Origin of the sequence: Saccharothrix obliqua, assembly GCF_019375475.1 — a bacterium.
In the GTDB taxonomy this organism is placed as follows: Bacteria; Actinomycetota; Actinomycetes; order Mycobacteriales; family Pseudonocardiaceae; genus Actinosynnema; species Actinosynnema obliqua.
In genome coordinates this window covers 258,531-271,596 of sequence record NZ_JAHXGQ010000006.1, presented here as the reverse complement: position 1 = coordinate 271,596, position 13,066 = coordinate 258,531, and the positions used below count along the sequence as shown (strand labels likewise).

The window sequence follows — 13,066 nt, the reverse complement described above, 5'->3', positions numbered from 1 at the left end:
AAAGGCACGTCTGTCAATGCCGCGCAAAAAGCGACCCGAGGGCACCCGGAGGCCGAACGGAGCCAGCACCATCTACGAAGGTTCCGACGGAAAATGGCACGGTCGCGTCACCATGGGTGTCAAAGACGATGGCACGCCCGACCGACGGCACGTCAAGCGCAAGACCGAAGTGGAGGTCATCAAGCGGGTACAAGAGTTGGAGCAAGAGCGGAACTCCGGGCAGGCAAGTGCGCCTGGCCGAACCTGGACCGTTGAGGAGTGGCTACGTCACTGGGTGGAGAAGATCGCGGCACCATCCGTGAGGTTCAAGACGTTGGAGGGCTACCGCAACGCGGTCTACAACCACCTGATACCAGGCATCGGAGCGCACCGGATGAACAAGCGCTTCACCGCCGAACACCTGGAGTCGCTGTACGCGCGGATGCTGGCGGCGGGCCACTCCCCCGGCAACGTCCACCAGGTACACCGCACGGTCAAGACCGCGCTGAACGAGGCGGTCAAGCGTGATCGACTCACGAAGAACCCCGCCAAGGTGGCGAAGCCGCCACGGCTGGAAGAAAAAGAGGTCGAGCCGTTCACACCGGAAGAGTCGCAGCTCCTGCTCAAGGCGGCGGGTAACCGCCGAAACGGCGTGCGGTTCAAGGTGGCACTCGCACTCGGTATGCGCAAGGGCGAGTGCCTTGGCTTGAAGTGGCCACGGGTGAACATCTCGTGCGAGCACGGGTGCGAACCGCACTGTAGCGAAACGTCCGCGACGAAGTGCCCGCAAGCAAAGTGGACGGGGTCGCTGAGAACGCCCCGACAACTCCAACGACGGCCGTGGAGACACGGGTGCCCGGACGCCCACCGGTGCGGCAGCGCGTACCACAAGACCAAGCCTTGCCCGAAGCGGTGCGCGAGACACAAGAAGTGCCCACCGGTGTGCACGGAGGACTGCACCAAACATGCGGCCCGCTGCCCGGATCGGCACGGCGGCGGACTGCATTGGGTCGAAGTGAAGTCGGACGCGGGCAAAAGGTCCGTGCCCATTCCCGCACCCCTGGTACGGGAACTGTTCGCGCACCAGGCGGCCCAGGAAGTCGAACGCGAGCAAGCGGGCGACCTCTGGCGCGACGAAGGGTGGGTCTTCGCCCAGCCTGACGGCAGGCCGATCGACCCGAGGTCGGACCACAACGAGTGGAAGGCCCTGCTCGCGGAGGCCGGTGTGCGAGACGCCCGACTGCACGACTCGCGCCACACCGCGGCCACCACGCTCATGGTCCTGGGCGTGGATCACCGGGTGATCATGGACATCATGGGGTGGTCGTCCGGTTCGATGCTCAAGCGCTACATCCACGTGTCGGACGAGATCCGCGACGACGTCGCGGGGAAGCTCGGAGGGCTGCTCTGGGGGGACAAGTGAGCCCCGCAATGAGACCCCAGCCCCGCTGAACGTCGAACGGGTCGGTCCCGGCAACCGCTGGGACCGACCCGTTTTCGCTGCTCAGAACCCTGCGGAAGCGGAGGGATTTGAACCCCCGGACGGTTGCCCGTCTCCCGCTTTCAAGGCGGGTGCATTCGGCCGCTCTGCCACGCTTCCCGGTGTCGCGGTGCGAGAGGTTACCCGTCCAACCCCCTCAGGTGTGTGATGACCCGGTCGAACACCTTGGCCAGGACCTCGTGCTCCTCACGCGTCAGCAGGTCGATCATGTGCTCCCGAACGCCCTCGACGTGGGTTGGCGCCGAACCCTCCAGGGTCGCCATCCCCCGGTCCGTCAGCTCGGCGAAGACGCCTCGGCCGTCCTCGGGGCACTCGCGACGGGTCAGCAAGCCCTCCCGCTCCATCCGCGCCACCTGGTGCGAGACGCGGCTCTTGGACGACGCCACCTCCTCCGCCAGCTGCGACATGCGCATCCGCCGCCCCGGCCGCTCGGACAGGCGGACCAGGATCTCGTAGTCCGCCAAGGACACGCCGTGCCGGTCCTGGAGTTCGCGGTGCAGGCGGTCGCCCAGCATGGCCGCCCCGACGACGTAGTTCCGCCAGGCGCGCATCTCGCCTTCGTCAAGCCACCGGGGCTCCTGTTGCGTCACCTCTCCAGGCTATGCCCGCACATCTCCGTTAACGGACGATCCACGCGCATGTCTGGTGCACGTCAGCTGCGAACGGCAAACTCCCTGCCCTGGTGCGCCCCTACCAGGGCGCGAACAGGGGAGAAAACCATGACCTCGTTCAGGCGGACCACGGTCGCGCTCGCCCTGAGCGCCGCGGCCGGACTGGCCGTCACGTTCGCGCAGACACCCGCCCTGGCCGACCACCGCGCCGTGGACGTCCGGCTGATCGGCATCAACGACCTGCACGGCAACATCGAACCGCCGACCGGCTCCTCCGGCCGGGTCACGCTCTCGGACGGCACCCAGGTCGACGCGGGCGGCGCGGCGTTCAACGCCACGCACATCCGGAACCTGCGCGACGAGGTGCGCAACTCGGTCGTCGTCGGCCAGGGCGACCTGATCGGGGCCTCGCCCATCGTCTCCGCCCTCTTCCACGACGAACCCACGGTGGAAATCCTCAACCGCGTCGGCATGGACGCCACGGCGGCCGGCAACCACGAGTTCGACGAGGGCTACCGGGAACTGCTCCGGGTGCGGCGCGGCGGCTGCCACCCGGTGGACGGCTGCCAGTTCCGCGACTCGTTCCCCGGCACGCACTTCCCCGTCCTGGGCGCGAACGTGACCCTGGCGAAGAGCGGCCTGCCCGCGTTGCCGCCGTTCTGGGTGGAGTTCCGCGACGGCCTGCCGATCGGCTTCATCGGGATGCCGCTCAAGGACGTCCCGACCCTGGTCGACCCGAACGGCATCAAGGAGCTGGCGTTCGGCGACGAGATCGCCGCCGCGAACCGGTACGCGGACCTGCTGAACCGGCTGGGCGTGAAGGCCATCGCGCTGCTCGTGCACCAGGGCGACAACACGCAGGGCGGCGGCCCGGACGACTGCCGGCTGGGCTCGGCCAAGGGCCCGGGTCAGCTCATCGCGGAAGGCGTGTCGCCGAAGATCGACGTCGTCTTCTCCGGCCACAGCCACCAGCACTACAACTGCGTCGTCCAGGACCCGGCGGGCAACCCGCGCCCGTTCATCGAGGGCCTGGCGTTCGGCCGTGAGCTGTCCGTCGTGGACCTCAAGATCGACCGCCGCACCCGCGACGTCATCCGCTCCGCCACGGTGGCGCGCAACCACGTGGTGACCCGCACCGTCACGCCGGACCCGGCCGTGCAGGCCGTGGTCGACCTGGCCAAGACCAAGGCGGGCCCCATCGCGAACCGCCAGGTGGGCACCATCGCCGCCGACATCCCGCGCAAGCAGAACGAGGCGGGCGAATCCGCCCTGGGCAACCTGATCGCCGACGCGCAGCTCGCCGCCACCGCCGGCAACGGCGCGGTGCTCGCGTTGATGAACCCCGGCGGCGTGCGGGCCGACCTCACCCACGCGTCCTCACCCGCGGGCGAGGGCGACGGCGTCGTCACCTACGGCGAGGCGTTCACCGTGCAGCCGTTCGGCAACATCCTCCAGACGGTCACGCTCACCGGCGCGCAGCTCAAGGCGGCGCTGGAGCAGCAGTGGCAGGTGGTGAACGGCACGCCGAAGCAGATCGTGCTCCAGCCCAGCGCCGGCCTGACCTACCGCTGGTCGGCGTCCGCGCCGATCGGGGCCAAGGTGTCCGACGTCGTGCTGAACGGCACGCCGCTCGACCCGGCCGCGAGCTACCGGGTCACCATCAACTCGTTCCTCCAGGGCGGCGGCGACGGGTTCAGCGCCTTCACCGGCGGCACGGACCTGGCCGGCGGGGGCATCGACCTGGACGCCTTCGCGGGCTACCTGGCCGCGCACCCGGGCACGGCACCGCCCGCGCTCAACCGGATCACCGCGGCACCGTGACCGGGCGCGACCACGTTTCACCAGTTCAGGGCTTGCGCGAACGGTTGAACAACCGGCCGATCAAGCGCATCCTCGGAACCAGGACCTGCCGTCCGGGGGCAGCGCGAGAAAGCCCGGGGCGGCACGCCCGGAAGGGGTAGGTGGTGCGGTGCTGAGAAGTCCTCGCAGCGACGATCCGCGTTCGGCCGCAACCCCGCGGGCGGGATGGCGAAGAACGTCCCGATCGCGATCGTGAGCGGTTCCACCGGGGTTCCGGGCACGCGGCGCGACCACGGGGTCGTGTCTGCCGCGCTTGACGCTGTTGACCGCGGTGGTCCGGGGCACCGGTCTCGCACGGCGGTGTCCGGCCGCGGTCCACGCCACCACCGGTGACGGACCGGACCAGTCGCTTCCACAGTGGAGAGAAACCCGGGTGCGGCGCCCTGGCACAAGGGCGTCGCACCCGGTCGCTTCGCATCGCACGCACCGGGCCGGGTGGGTCTATCGTGGTGCCGCCTGTGCAACGGCCTTTGGAGGGCGAGCGGTGCAGTTCAACGAGGACGCGGAGCTGGACACCTCCCAGGTCTCCGACCAGCGCGGCGGCGGTGTCGGCGGCCGGGTGGCGCTGGGCGGCGGCGGCCTGGGTGTCGTGGGCCTGATCATCTACTTCGTGCTCTCCCAGCTCGGCGGTGGCGGCCAACTGCCCGCCGGGTCCGGTTTCAGCGACGTCAACGCCAACCAGCAGGTCGGCTCGGACGCCATCAAGACCAAGTGCCGCACGGGCGCGGACGCCAACAAGAACGCGGACTGCCGCGCGGTGGCGTTCATCAACTCGATCCAGGGCTACTGGACCGACCAGTTCGCGCGTTCCGGCCGCACCTACCAGCAGGCGCAGACGAACTTCTTCTCCGGCGGCGTGCGCACCCGCTGCGGCAACGCCACGTCCGCCGTCGGCCCGTTCTACTGCCCGGCCGACTCGCAGGTGTACATCGACCTGGACTTCTTCCGGGAACTCCGGCAGAAGTTCGGCGCGACCGGCGGGCCGTTCGCCGAGGCGTACGTGCTGGCGCACGAGTACGGCCACCACATCCAGAACCAGCTCGGCACGTCCGAGCGGGTGCGCACGCGCAGCGGCCCCAAGTCGGACTCGGTGCGGCTGGAACTCCAGGCCGACTGCTACGCGGGCGCGTGGGCCAACCACGCCTCGACCGTCCCGAGCGCGTCCGGCAAGCCGCTGATCACCGGTGTCACGCGGGAGGACGTGGCGGCGGCGCTGGACGCGGCGGCCCGCATCGGCGACGACTACATCCAGCAGGAGCTGGGCGGCGGCCGGGTCGACACCACCCAGTTCACGCACGGTTCCTCGGCGCAGCGCCAGAAGTGGTACACGACCGGCTTCGAGACGGGCGACCCGACGCGCTGCAACACGTTCGACACCGACAACCTCGGCTGACGGGGGCCGGCCCGCCGGACCGGCCCCCCGCGCTCACGCCACCGCGGCGTGCGACTCGACGTGCGCCACCCGTGCCGACGCGGCCCGCGCCTCGGCACGCCGCGGGCGCGACGGCACCCCGTTGACGTCCTCGGTGCTGATCGCGTACGACGCGGTCACCCACGCCAACGCGTCGGAGTTGCGGTCCAGCGCCCGCCGGTCCACGTTGCCCAGGTTGTCACCGGGCAGGTGGTAGTTCGGGTCGTACGCGACGCCCGACCGGCCACCCCACTTCGCCGCCTGCGCCGGCGTCTTGACGCCCTCCGCGCCGGTGAACAGGCCGCCCGCCGGGATGCCCTGGCGGATGAACTCGCCGTAGTCCGACCGGCCGGTGAAGTCGGTGCCCTCGACCTGGACGCGCTTCTCCACCGTCAGGTAGTCGACGAACGCCCGCTCGATCTGCCCCGAGCCGTACGGGCCGGGTCCCGCGCCGACGCCGTCGGAGTCGTCGCCGTCGTAGACGAAGTAGGCCGCGTTCGGCGAGCCGATCATGTCGAAGTTCAGGTACAGCGCGATGTCGAGCTGCTGCTCGAAGGTCAGCGACCGGACGTAGGCGGTCGAGCCGAGCAGGCCCAGCTCCTCCGCGCCCCACCAGCCGAACCGGACCGCGTTGTGCACCCGCGGCGAGCCGCCGAGCCGCAGCGCGGTCTCCAGCAGGCCCGCCGAGCCGGTGCCGTTGTCGTTGATGCCGGGCCCGACCCCGACGCTGTCCAGGTGCGCGCCCGCGAACACGACGTTGTCCTGGCGACCGGTCCGCGTCTGCGCGATGACGTTGCGGGACACCCGGTCCTCCTGGTGGAACCGGAGGTCCGCGGTCACCTGCTGCCCGGCGCGGGCGCGCAGGGCGTCACCGTCGGCCTGGGACACCCCGCCGGTCGGGACGACGCCGGGCGAGCCGAGCGTCCCGCTGTCGAGGTGGCCGGGCACGTTGTTGGCGATGACGACGGCGACCGCGCCCGCCGCCGCCGCGTTGCGGTGCTTGACGTCGAACGAGCACGCGCCGCGCCGGACGAGCGCGATCGCGCCGGTGAAGTCCTGGCCCGCGAAGTCGGCGGCCTCGCAGCCGGGCGTCGCGTCCTCGGGCACGGCACGCAGCACGGCCGTGACACCGCCGACGGGCGTCTGCGGCGTGTACGTCATCGGCAGGAACTCGTAGGACGTCGCGCCCACCTTCACCACGGCCGCGTCGTTGACCTGCGCCTGGTAGGTGAACGTCGGCGTGCTGACGTCGAAACCCGCGCCCTTGAGCCTGCCCACCACGTAGTCCACGCTCGCGTCGTAGCCGGGCGTGCCCGCCGCGCGGTTGCCGCCGTTGCGGTCGGCGATGCGCTGCAAGGCGATGAGGTGGCGGTTGACGCCGTCCACCGTCACGTCCCTGGTGAGCTTCCTGGCCAACGCGGGGCCGTCGAGGCCGGGCGCGGCGTCGGCGGCCGGCGCGGTGGCCAGCGCGAGGGACGCCGCCGCGGCGACGACCGCCACGCGCCGGATCCCGGTGCTACCTGACATGAGCGAACTCCCCTCCAGTCGGGCTGCCGGGAACCCTCACCCGTGGGGCGCGCGCCGGCAATCCCTCACTCGGCGGTTTCTCGCCCCGTGAGCACGGGCAGGCACGGCTCGACACCGGCCACCTCGAGCTGCCACTCCGGTCGCGCGAACCACTCGCGGGTCAGCAGCAGCCGCGTCTGGGTGGCCACCGCACGCCGCCGGACCTGGAGGTACGTGCCGTCCGGCCGGTAGCCGAGCCGGCGGCTGACCCCGAGCGACGCCGGGTTGTCGGTGAAGGCGCTCGACCGCGCGGTGAGCGCGTCGAGGTGGTCGAACGCGAACAGCAGTACGGCGGCCCGCATCTCCGTGCCGAGCCCCCGGCGCTGGTACCGCTGCCCGATCCACGACCCGGTGCCGACCTCCCGCACCACGGCGAAGTCGTCCGCGTGCAGGCTCTGCACGCCGATCACCCGGCCCTCCAGGCGCACCAGGAAGTTCAACGTCCAGCCCTCGGCGGACAACGCGGACCGCACCGACCAGTAGTGCTGCATGGTCTGCACGCCGAGCTTCTCGCGCGGCTCGTCGGTCCACTCCACGCCGAACGGCATCTCGTCCGGCGGGTGGATGCCGCTCAGCGTCACCTCGGCCAGTTCGAGCAGGCCGGCGTCGTCGTCCGGGCGCAGCTCCAGGCGCGGCGTGCGGAGGACGAGGTGACGGTAAGGCCAGGGGTCCATGCCCGTTGATGGTGCCCGCGCCGCGGGCGGACGGCGACCGGATTACCGTCGGTGCCATGCGCGCGATCATGATTCGTGAACCGGGCGGTCCCGACGTGCTCCACTGGGCGGAGGCGCCCGACCCGGAGCCGGGTCCGGGCGAGGTGCTGCTCACCGTCGCCGCCACCGCGGTCAACCGCGCCGACCTGCTGCAACGGCAGGGCCACTACCCGCCGCCGCCCGGCGCGTCGGAGATCCTGGGCCTGGAGTGCTCCGGCACGGTCGCCGCGCTCGGCCCCGGCGTCACCGGCTGGCAGGTGGGCGACGAGGTGTGCGCGCTGCTCGCGGGCGGCGGTTACGGCGAACGGGTGGTGGTGCCCGCGGGCCAGCTCCTGCCGCTGCCCGCCGGTGTGGACCTGGTGACCGCCGCGTCGCTGCCCGAGGTGGCGTGCACGGTGTGGTCCAACGTGGTGATGGGCGCGGGCCTGCGCGCGGGCGAGACGTTCCTCGTGCACGGCGGCGCGGGCGGCATCGGCACGCACGCGATCCAGGTCGCCAAGGCGCTCGGCGCGCGGGTGGCGACCACGGCGGGTTCGGCCGAGCGCCTGGCGCGCTGCCGGGAACTCGGCGCGGACATCACCGTGAACTACCGGACGCAGGACTTCGTGGCCGAGGTCGGCGCGGCGGACGTCGTGCTGGACAACATGGGCGGCTCCTACCTGGGCCGCAACGTGGACGTGCTGGCGCGGGACGGCAGGCTGGTGGTGATCGGCCTCCAGGGCGGCGCGAAGGGCGAGCTGAACGTCGGCGCGCTGCTGACCAAGCGGGCGAGCGTCACCGGCACCGGGCTGCGTGGCCGGCCGGTGGACGGGCCGCACGGCAAGGCCCGGATCGTGCGGGACGTCCGCGACCGCCTGTGGCCGCTGATCGCGGCGGGCGACGTGAAGCCGGTCGTGCACGACGTGCTGCCGATCCAGCGCGCCGCCGACGCCCACCGCGCCCTGGAGGACGGCCAGGACGTGTTCGGCAAGCTGGTGCTGGCCTTCTGAGCGCTCAGGCCAGCGCGGTCGCGCTGGCCAGCGACGTGCGGGGCGCGGTGCGGAAGCGGAGCGCGAACTCGTCGGCCCACCGCCCCAGCACGGTCCCGTCGGTGGTCTCGGCGTCGTCCACCAGCACCGCCGCGCCCGGCGCGAGGACGGCCCGGAACACCGGCAGCGCCGGGTAGCGCGCCTCGCCCGGCAGCGGGCCGTCCACCAGCAGCAGGTCCACCAGCCCGTACCGCTCCACGTACGCCGAGACCTCGTCGTGCACCAGCCGGGGGTGGTACCACCGCGCGCCACCCAGCGCGGCCGGGTGCGCCGCCAGCGGCGCGTGCACCACGCGTGCCACGTGACCCAGCCCCTCGCGGCGGAGCTGGCTGGCCACGAACGCGCCCGTGCGCTCGTCGTGCTCGATGGACAGCAGGTGCCCGAACCCGCGCCGCGCCAGCAGCCGGGCCAGCACCACCGAGGACGCGCCGCAACCGCACTCCACGATGACCGTGCGCGACCCGAGCAGCACCTCGTCGACGACGGCCGCGAGCGCCGCCGGGCGCAGCTCGTGCGCCGTCGACGGCAGGTACTCGGACATGAGGGGGCTGAGGCGGTGCAACGCGGCGATGTCGGCCAGTTCCCTGGTCAGAACGTCGTCCACCACACCTCCGGCTAACCCAGCTCGGCGACCGCCCGCACGAGTTCGTCCACTTCGACCGCGTTCGTGTAGTGCGCCAGGCCGACGCGGACCGCGCCGCCGACCTCGCCCACCCCCAGGACCGAGAACACGCCGTGCTGACCCGAGTCGGCGAACGCGCAGACCCCGCGCTCGGACAGGTGCTCGACGCCATCGGTCGACTTCACGCCGGCCACCGTGAACGCCAGCGCGGGGACCCGCCGCATGGCGTCGCCGATCACCATGACGTGACGGAGCGATCGCAGTTCGTTGATGAGATTAGCCAGAAGTCCCGCCTGGTACGCCTTCACCGACCCCAAGGAGGTGAGCAACCGCTCCCGCCGGGGACCCACGGCGGCGTCGTCCAGACCCGCCAGGTACTCGATCGACGCCACCAGGCCGGCCAGCAGCGGGTAGGCGTGCGGCCCGAGTTCCAACCGTTCGGGACCCCGCGCGCCGGGCTCCACGGCGACCGAGGGCAGCAGGTCCAGCCGCGCCGGGTCGCGGAACACCAGCGCGCCCACCGGCGGGCCGCCCCACGCGTTGGCCGACACCGCCACCACGTCCGCGTCCATCGCCGTGATGTCCAGCGGCACGAACGGCGCGGCCGACGAGGCGTCCACGACGACCAGCGCCTCGGTGCGGCGGGCCGCGGCGGCGATCTTCGCCAGGTCCGGGCGGGTGCCGACGGAACCGGCGGCGGCGGTGACCGCGACCAGCTTGCACTTGTCGGTGATCAGCTCGTCGTACTGCCACGCGGGCAGCTCGCACGTCTCGATGTCCACCTCGGCCCAGCGGACCACGCTGCCGGTGCGCTGGGCGGCGCGCTGCCACGGCGCGATGTTGGACTGGTGGTCCAGGCGCGACACGACCACCTCGTCGCCCAGGAACCAGCTCTCGGAGACCGCGTCGGCGAGGCGTTGCAGCAGCACGGCGCTGCTCGGACCCAGCACCACGCCCGCGGGGTCGGCCCCGACGAGGTCCGCGACCGCCCGGCGGGCCGCGTCGACGATGGCCTCGGCGCGTTGCGAGGCCGGGAATATGCCGCCCGGTCCGGAAACCGGTGCGCGCAGCGCGGTGGAGACGGCCGTGGCCACCTGTTCGGGGACCTGCATCCCCGCCGGCGCGTCCAAGTGAACCCAGCCGTCGCCGAGCGCGGGGAACAGCCCACGGACCCGTGCGACGTCGAACGCCATGCCGCACACCGTACGGAGGACGCCGGGACGGGCGACAGCAGGGGCCGCACGTGGCGCGCCGACGTGACCAGGCGCACTGCCCGCGGGTCGGCCATTTGGGTGCCGATGATCCTTTTGCCGGGCTTCGGGGCCGCTCGCGCGGGCGGCACCCGGTTCGCGGGGCGGGGTGTGACCGCGTCAGGATGGGGGTATGAGCGAGGCAGCGGAGAACGAGCGTCAGGTCTTGGTGGTCGGGCCGGACGGCACGCCGGTGGGCGCGGCCCGGGTGCCCGCCGCGGGTGAGGAGGGCACGGACGTCACCGACCTGGTCGAGCAGCCGGCCAAGGTGATGCGGATCGGCACGATGATCAAGCAGTTGCTGGAGGAGGTGCGGGCGGCCCCGCTGGACGAGGCGTCCCGCAACCGGCTCAAGGAGATCCACAAGCGGTCCATCGACGAGCTGGAGGACGGGCTCGCGCCGGAGCTGCGCGAGGAGCTGGAGCGGCTGTCGCTGCCGTTCACGGAGGAGGGCACGCCCTCGGACGCGGAGCTGCGCATCGCGCAGGCCCAGCTCGTCGGCTGGCTGGAGGGGCTGTTCCACGGCATCCAGACGGCCCTGTTCGCCCAGCAGATGGCGGCACGCGTGCAGCTGGAGCAGATGCGCGGCCGGGCGCTGCCCGCCGGGTCGGGTGCTGCCGAGCACGGCGACCACAGCCAGCTCCGGGGCGGCCAGTACCTCTAGGCCCGCCGGCGGTGGGCCGGCGAGCGGGAGGAGGGGTCGACGTGCTCGACCGGTGGAAGAGCGGGGTGCGCGCGAAGTTGGCGCGGGTGGTGGGCGAGGCCGTCGCGCCGCACCACCGCGCCACCGCGGAGCGGGTCGACCGGCTCCAGGCGGAGGTCGACCGGCTGCGTGGCGAGGTGCTGCGCGGCCTCGACCGGGTCTCCGACGACCTGCGGCGGTTCGAGGTGCGGTCCCGGCGGGACATCGTGTTCGCGGGCGAGCGGGAGGCGGCGGCGGACAGCGCCCGGTTCGTCCGCGACGAGATGACCGCCGCACCGCACTTCGACCACCCCCGCGCGACCCTGGAGCACGCCCTCACGCTGGTCGAGGCCAGGGGCATGGCCCTGGAGTTCGGCGTGTACGCGGGCGCGACGCTGGAGGTCATCGCCTCCGCCCTGGCCGGGCGGGAGGTGTACGGGTTCGACTCGTTCCAGGGCCTGCCCGAGCACTGGCGCAGCGGGTTCCCGGCAGGCGCGTTCGACGTGCCGCGGCCACCCGACGTGCGGGGCGCGGAACTGGTCGTCGGCTGGTTCGACGAGACCCTGCCCGGCTTCCTCGACCGCCACCCCGGCCCGGTGGCGTTCCTGCACGTCGACTCCGACCTCTACACGTCCGCGCGCACCGTGCTCGACCTGGTCGGACCCCGCCTGGTGGAGGGCAGCGTGGTGGTGTTCGACGAGTTCTTCAACTTCCCGGGGTGGCGAGACCACGAATACCGGGCGTGGACGGAGTACGCGGAACGTGCCGGCGTCGCTTTCCGCTACGCGGGATACACCTACGACCACGAACAGGTGATCGTGAAAATCACCAGCGCGTCGGACGGCAGGTCGACGGCGGTGACCGCACCGTGACAGCCCGGCGACAGGTGGACCTCCCCGTCGCCGGTAGTCTCAATACTCGTGCAGCAGACGAGTACGGTCGACTCTCCAGCGGCTCCCCTCGCATCCGACTCGCGCACGCTCGGACGCGCGTTCGGCGACGTGCGCGACGCATGGCGGCAGCGGGAGCTGTGGGAGCACCTCGGCTGGCAGGACATCAAGCAGCGCTACCGCCGGTCCATCATCGGACCGTTGTGGATCACCATTTCGATGGGCACCACGGCGGTCGCGCTCGGTCTGCTGTACTCCCAGCTGCTGGGCCAGGAGCTGGGCACCTACCTGCCCTACATCACCGTCGGGTTCATCGTCTGGAACTTCATCCTCGGCTGCGTGACCGAGGGCACCGAGGTGTTCATCGCCAACGAGGGCCTGATCAAACACCTGCCCGCGCCGATGACCGTGCACGTGCTGCGCATGGTGTGGCGGCAGGTGTTGTTCTTCCTGCACAACCTCGTGGTCTACGTGGTCGTGCTGGCGGTGTTCTTCCCGACGCTCACGCACGAGTACAAGATGGACGGGGACATCGTTCCCCACCCGGGCATCTCCTGGACGGTGCTGCTGGCCATCCCCGGGTTCGCGCTGCTCACCGTGAACGCCGTCTGGGTGGCCCTGCTGTTCGGCATCATCAGCACCCGCTTCCGGGACATCCCGCCGGTCATCCACAGCTTCATCCAGCTCGTGTTCTTCATGACGCCGATCGTGTGGCCGGTGGGCGTGCTGAACAAGTTCACCAACGGCGAGGCGAGCTGGAAGGTGCTCATCGCCGAGTTCAACCCGATCTACCACTTCCTGGAGATCGTGCGCGCGCCGCTGATCGGCCACGCGCTCAGCTGGCACCACTGGGTCGTCGTCGGCGCGTTCACCGTCGTGGGGTGGGCGCTGGCCATCCTGGCGCTGCGCAACTACCGTTCCCGCGTCTCCTACTGGGTCTGAGTGAGGCCGAA

Annotated in this window: 12 protein-coding genes and 1 tRNA gene; 7 read left to right on the top strand and 6 right to left on the bottom strand. The window is 71.7% G+C overall.

Features of this window, described 5'->3' with window-relative positions; genetic code table 11:
- Positions 1–16 precede the first annotated feature (16 nt).
- Positions 17–1,402, top strand: coding sequence for a tyrosine-type recombinase/integrase (locus KZQ38_RS20805; RefSeq protein WP_219443796.1), 1,386 nt, complete (start codon positions 17–19; stop codon positions 1,400–1,402).
- A 92-nt stretch (positions 1,403–1,494) separates the two neighbouring features.
- Here the strand turns inward: KZQ38_RS20805 and KZQ38_RS20800 are convergent.
- Together KZQ38_RS20800 and KZQ38_RS20795 are read right to left on the bottom strand one after the other, a co-directional pair.
- Positions 1,495–1,579: transfer RNA gene (locus tag KZQ38_RS20800), tRNA-Ser, on the bottom strand.
- A 20-nt stretch (positions 1,580–1,599) separates the two neighbouring features.
- Positions 1,600–2,070 carry a MarR family winged helix-turn-helix transcriptional regulator gene (locus tag KZQ38_RS20795; RefSeq protein ID WP_308258506.1) on the bottom strand — a complete coding sequence of 157 codons (471 nt, stop codon included), beginning with the start codon at positions 2,068–2,070 and terminating at the stop codon, positions 1,600–1,602.
- 129 nt (positions 2,071–2,199) lie between these two features.
- On the opposite strand from KZQ38_RS20795, the gene KZQ38_RS20790 reads away from it, so the two are divergent.
- Both KZQ38_RS20790 and ypfJ read left to right on the top strand, forming a co-directional pair.
- Positions 2,200–3,912, top strand: coding sequence for a bifunctional metallophosphatase/5'-nucleotidase (locus tag KZQ38_RS20790; RefSeq protein ID WP_219443795.1), 1,713 nt, complete (start codon positions 2,200–2,202; stop codon positions 3,910–3,912).
- A gap of 523 nt (positions 3,913–4,435) precedes the next feature.
- A complete protein-coding gene (gene ypfJ / locus KZQ38_RS20785) occupies positions 4,436–5,344 on the top strand; it encodes a KPN_02809 family neutral zinc metallopeptidase (RefSeq protein WP_219443794.1) in 909 nt (302 codons plus the stop codon).
- Positions 5,345–5,377: 33 nt separating this feature from the next.
- Here the strand turns inward: ypfJ and KZQ38_RS20780 are convergent, their stop codons facing one another.
- On the bottom strand, positions 5,378–6,889 hold the full coding sequence (locus KZQ38_RS20780; RefSeq protein WP_219443793.1) for a M28 family metallopeptidase: 1,512 nt from the start codon (positions 6,887–6,889) through the stop codon (positions 5,378–5,380).
- Positions 6,890–6,954: 65 nt separating this feature from the next.
- Positions 6,955–7,602 (bottom strand): GNAT family N-acetyltransferase, encoded by a 648-nt coding sequence (locus KZQ38_RS20775; protein WP_219443792.1) that lies wholly within the window; start codon positions 7,600–7,602, stop codon positions 6,955–6,957.
- A gap of 56 nt (positions 7,603–7,658) precedes the next feature.
- Here KZQ38_RS20775 and KZQ38_RS20770 point away from each other — a divergent pair, with 56 nt between their 5' ends.
- Entirely contained in the window at positions 7,659–8,630 is a 972-nt protein-coding gene (locus KZQ38_RS20770; RefSeq protein WP_219443791.1) for an NAD(P)H-quinone oxidoreductase, read from the top strand.
- 4 nt (positions 8,631–8,634) lie between these two features.
- Here the strand turns inward: KZQ38_RS20770 and KZQ38_RS20765 are convergent, their stop codons facing one another.
- Together KZQ38_RS20765 and KZQ38_RS20760 are read right to left on the bottom strand one after the other, a co-directional pair.
- A complete protein-coding gene (locus tag KZQ38_RS20765) occupies positions 8,635–9,273 on the bottom strand; it encodes a class I SAM-dependent methyltransferase (RefSeq protein ID WP_308258505.1) in 639 nt (212 codons plus the stop codon).
- 11 nt (positions 9,274–9,284) lie between these two features.
- The gene (locus KZQ38_RS20760) at positions 9,285–10,484 is read right to left on the bottom strand and encodes a cysteine desulfurase-like protein (protein WP_219443789.1); all 1,200 of its coding nucleotides are present in this window, start codon (positions 10,482–10,484) and stop codon (positions 9,285–9,287) included.
- 190 nt (positions 10,485–10,674) lie between these two features.
- Here KZQ38_RS20760 and KZQ38_RS20755 point away from each other — a divergent pair, with 190 nt between their 5' ends.
- The 3 genes from KZQ38_RS20755 to wzm are packed head-to-tail and all read left to right on the top strand — an operon-like array spanning position 10,675 to position 13,055.
- A complete protein-coding gene (locus KZQ38_RS20755) occupies positions 10,675–11,205 on the top strand; it encodes a bacterial proteasome activator family protein (protein ID WP_219443788.1) in 531 nt (176 codons plus the stop codon).
- A 41-nt stretch (positions 11,206–11,246) separates the two neighbouring features.
- The gene (locus KZQ38_RS20750) at positions 11,247–12,095 is read left to right on the top strand and encodes a class I SAM-dependent methyltransferase (protein WP_219443787.1); all 849 of its coding nucleotides are present in this window, start codon (positions 11,247–11,249) and stop codon (positions 12,093–12,095) included.
- A 48-nt stretch (positions 12,096–12,143) separates the two neighbouring features.
- Positions 12,144–13,055, top strand: coding sequence for a galactan export ABC transporter permease subunit Wzm/RfbD (gene wzm / locus KZQ38_RS20745; RefSeq protein WP_219443786.1), 912 nt, complete (start codon positions 12,144–12,146; stop codon positions 13,053–13,055).
- Positions 13,056–13,066 lie beyond the last annotated feature (11 nt).

Coding starts and splice junctions, on each gene's coding strand:
- KZQ38_RS20755 (WP_219443788.1), top strand. CDS start 10,675: ATGAGCGAGGCAGCGGAGAACGAGCGTCAGGTCTTGGTGGTCGGGCCG.
- KZQ38_RS20770 (WP_219443791.1), top strand. CDS start 7,659: ATGCGCGCGATCATGATTCGTGAACCGGGCGGTCCCGACGTGCTCCAC.
- KZQ38_RS20805 (WP_219443796.1), top strand. CDS start 17: ATGCCGCGCAAAAAGCGACCCGAGGGCACCCGGAGGCCGAACGGAGCC.
- KZQ38_RS20775 (WP_219443792.1), bottom strand. CDS start 7,602: ATGGACCCCTGGCCTTACCGTCACCTCGTCCTCCGCACGCCGCGCCTG.
- KZQ38_RS20760 (WP_219443789.1), bottom strand. CDS start 10,484: ATGGCGTTCGACGTCGCACGGGTCCGTGGGCTGTTCCCCGCGCTCGGC.
- KZQ38_RS20780 (WP_219443793.1), bottom strand. CDS start 6,889: ATGTCAGGTAGCACCGGGATCCGGCGCGTGGCGGTCGTCGCCGCGGCG.
- KZQ38_RS20790 (WP_219443795.1), top strand. CDS start 2,200: ATGACCTCGTTCAGGCGGACCACGGTCGCGCTCGCCCTGAGCGCCGCG.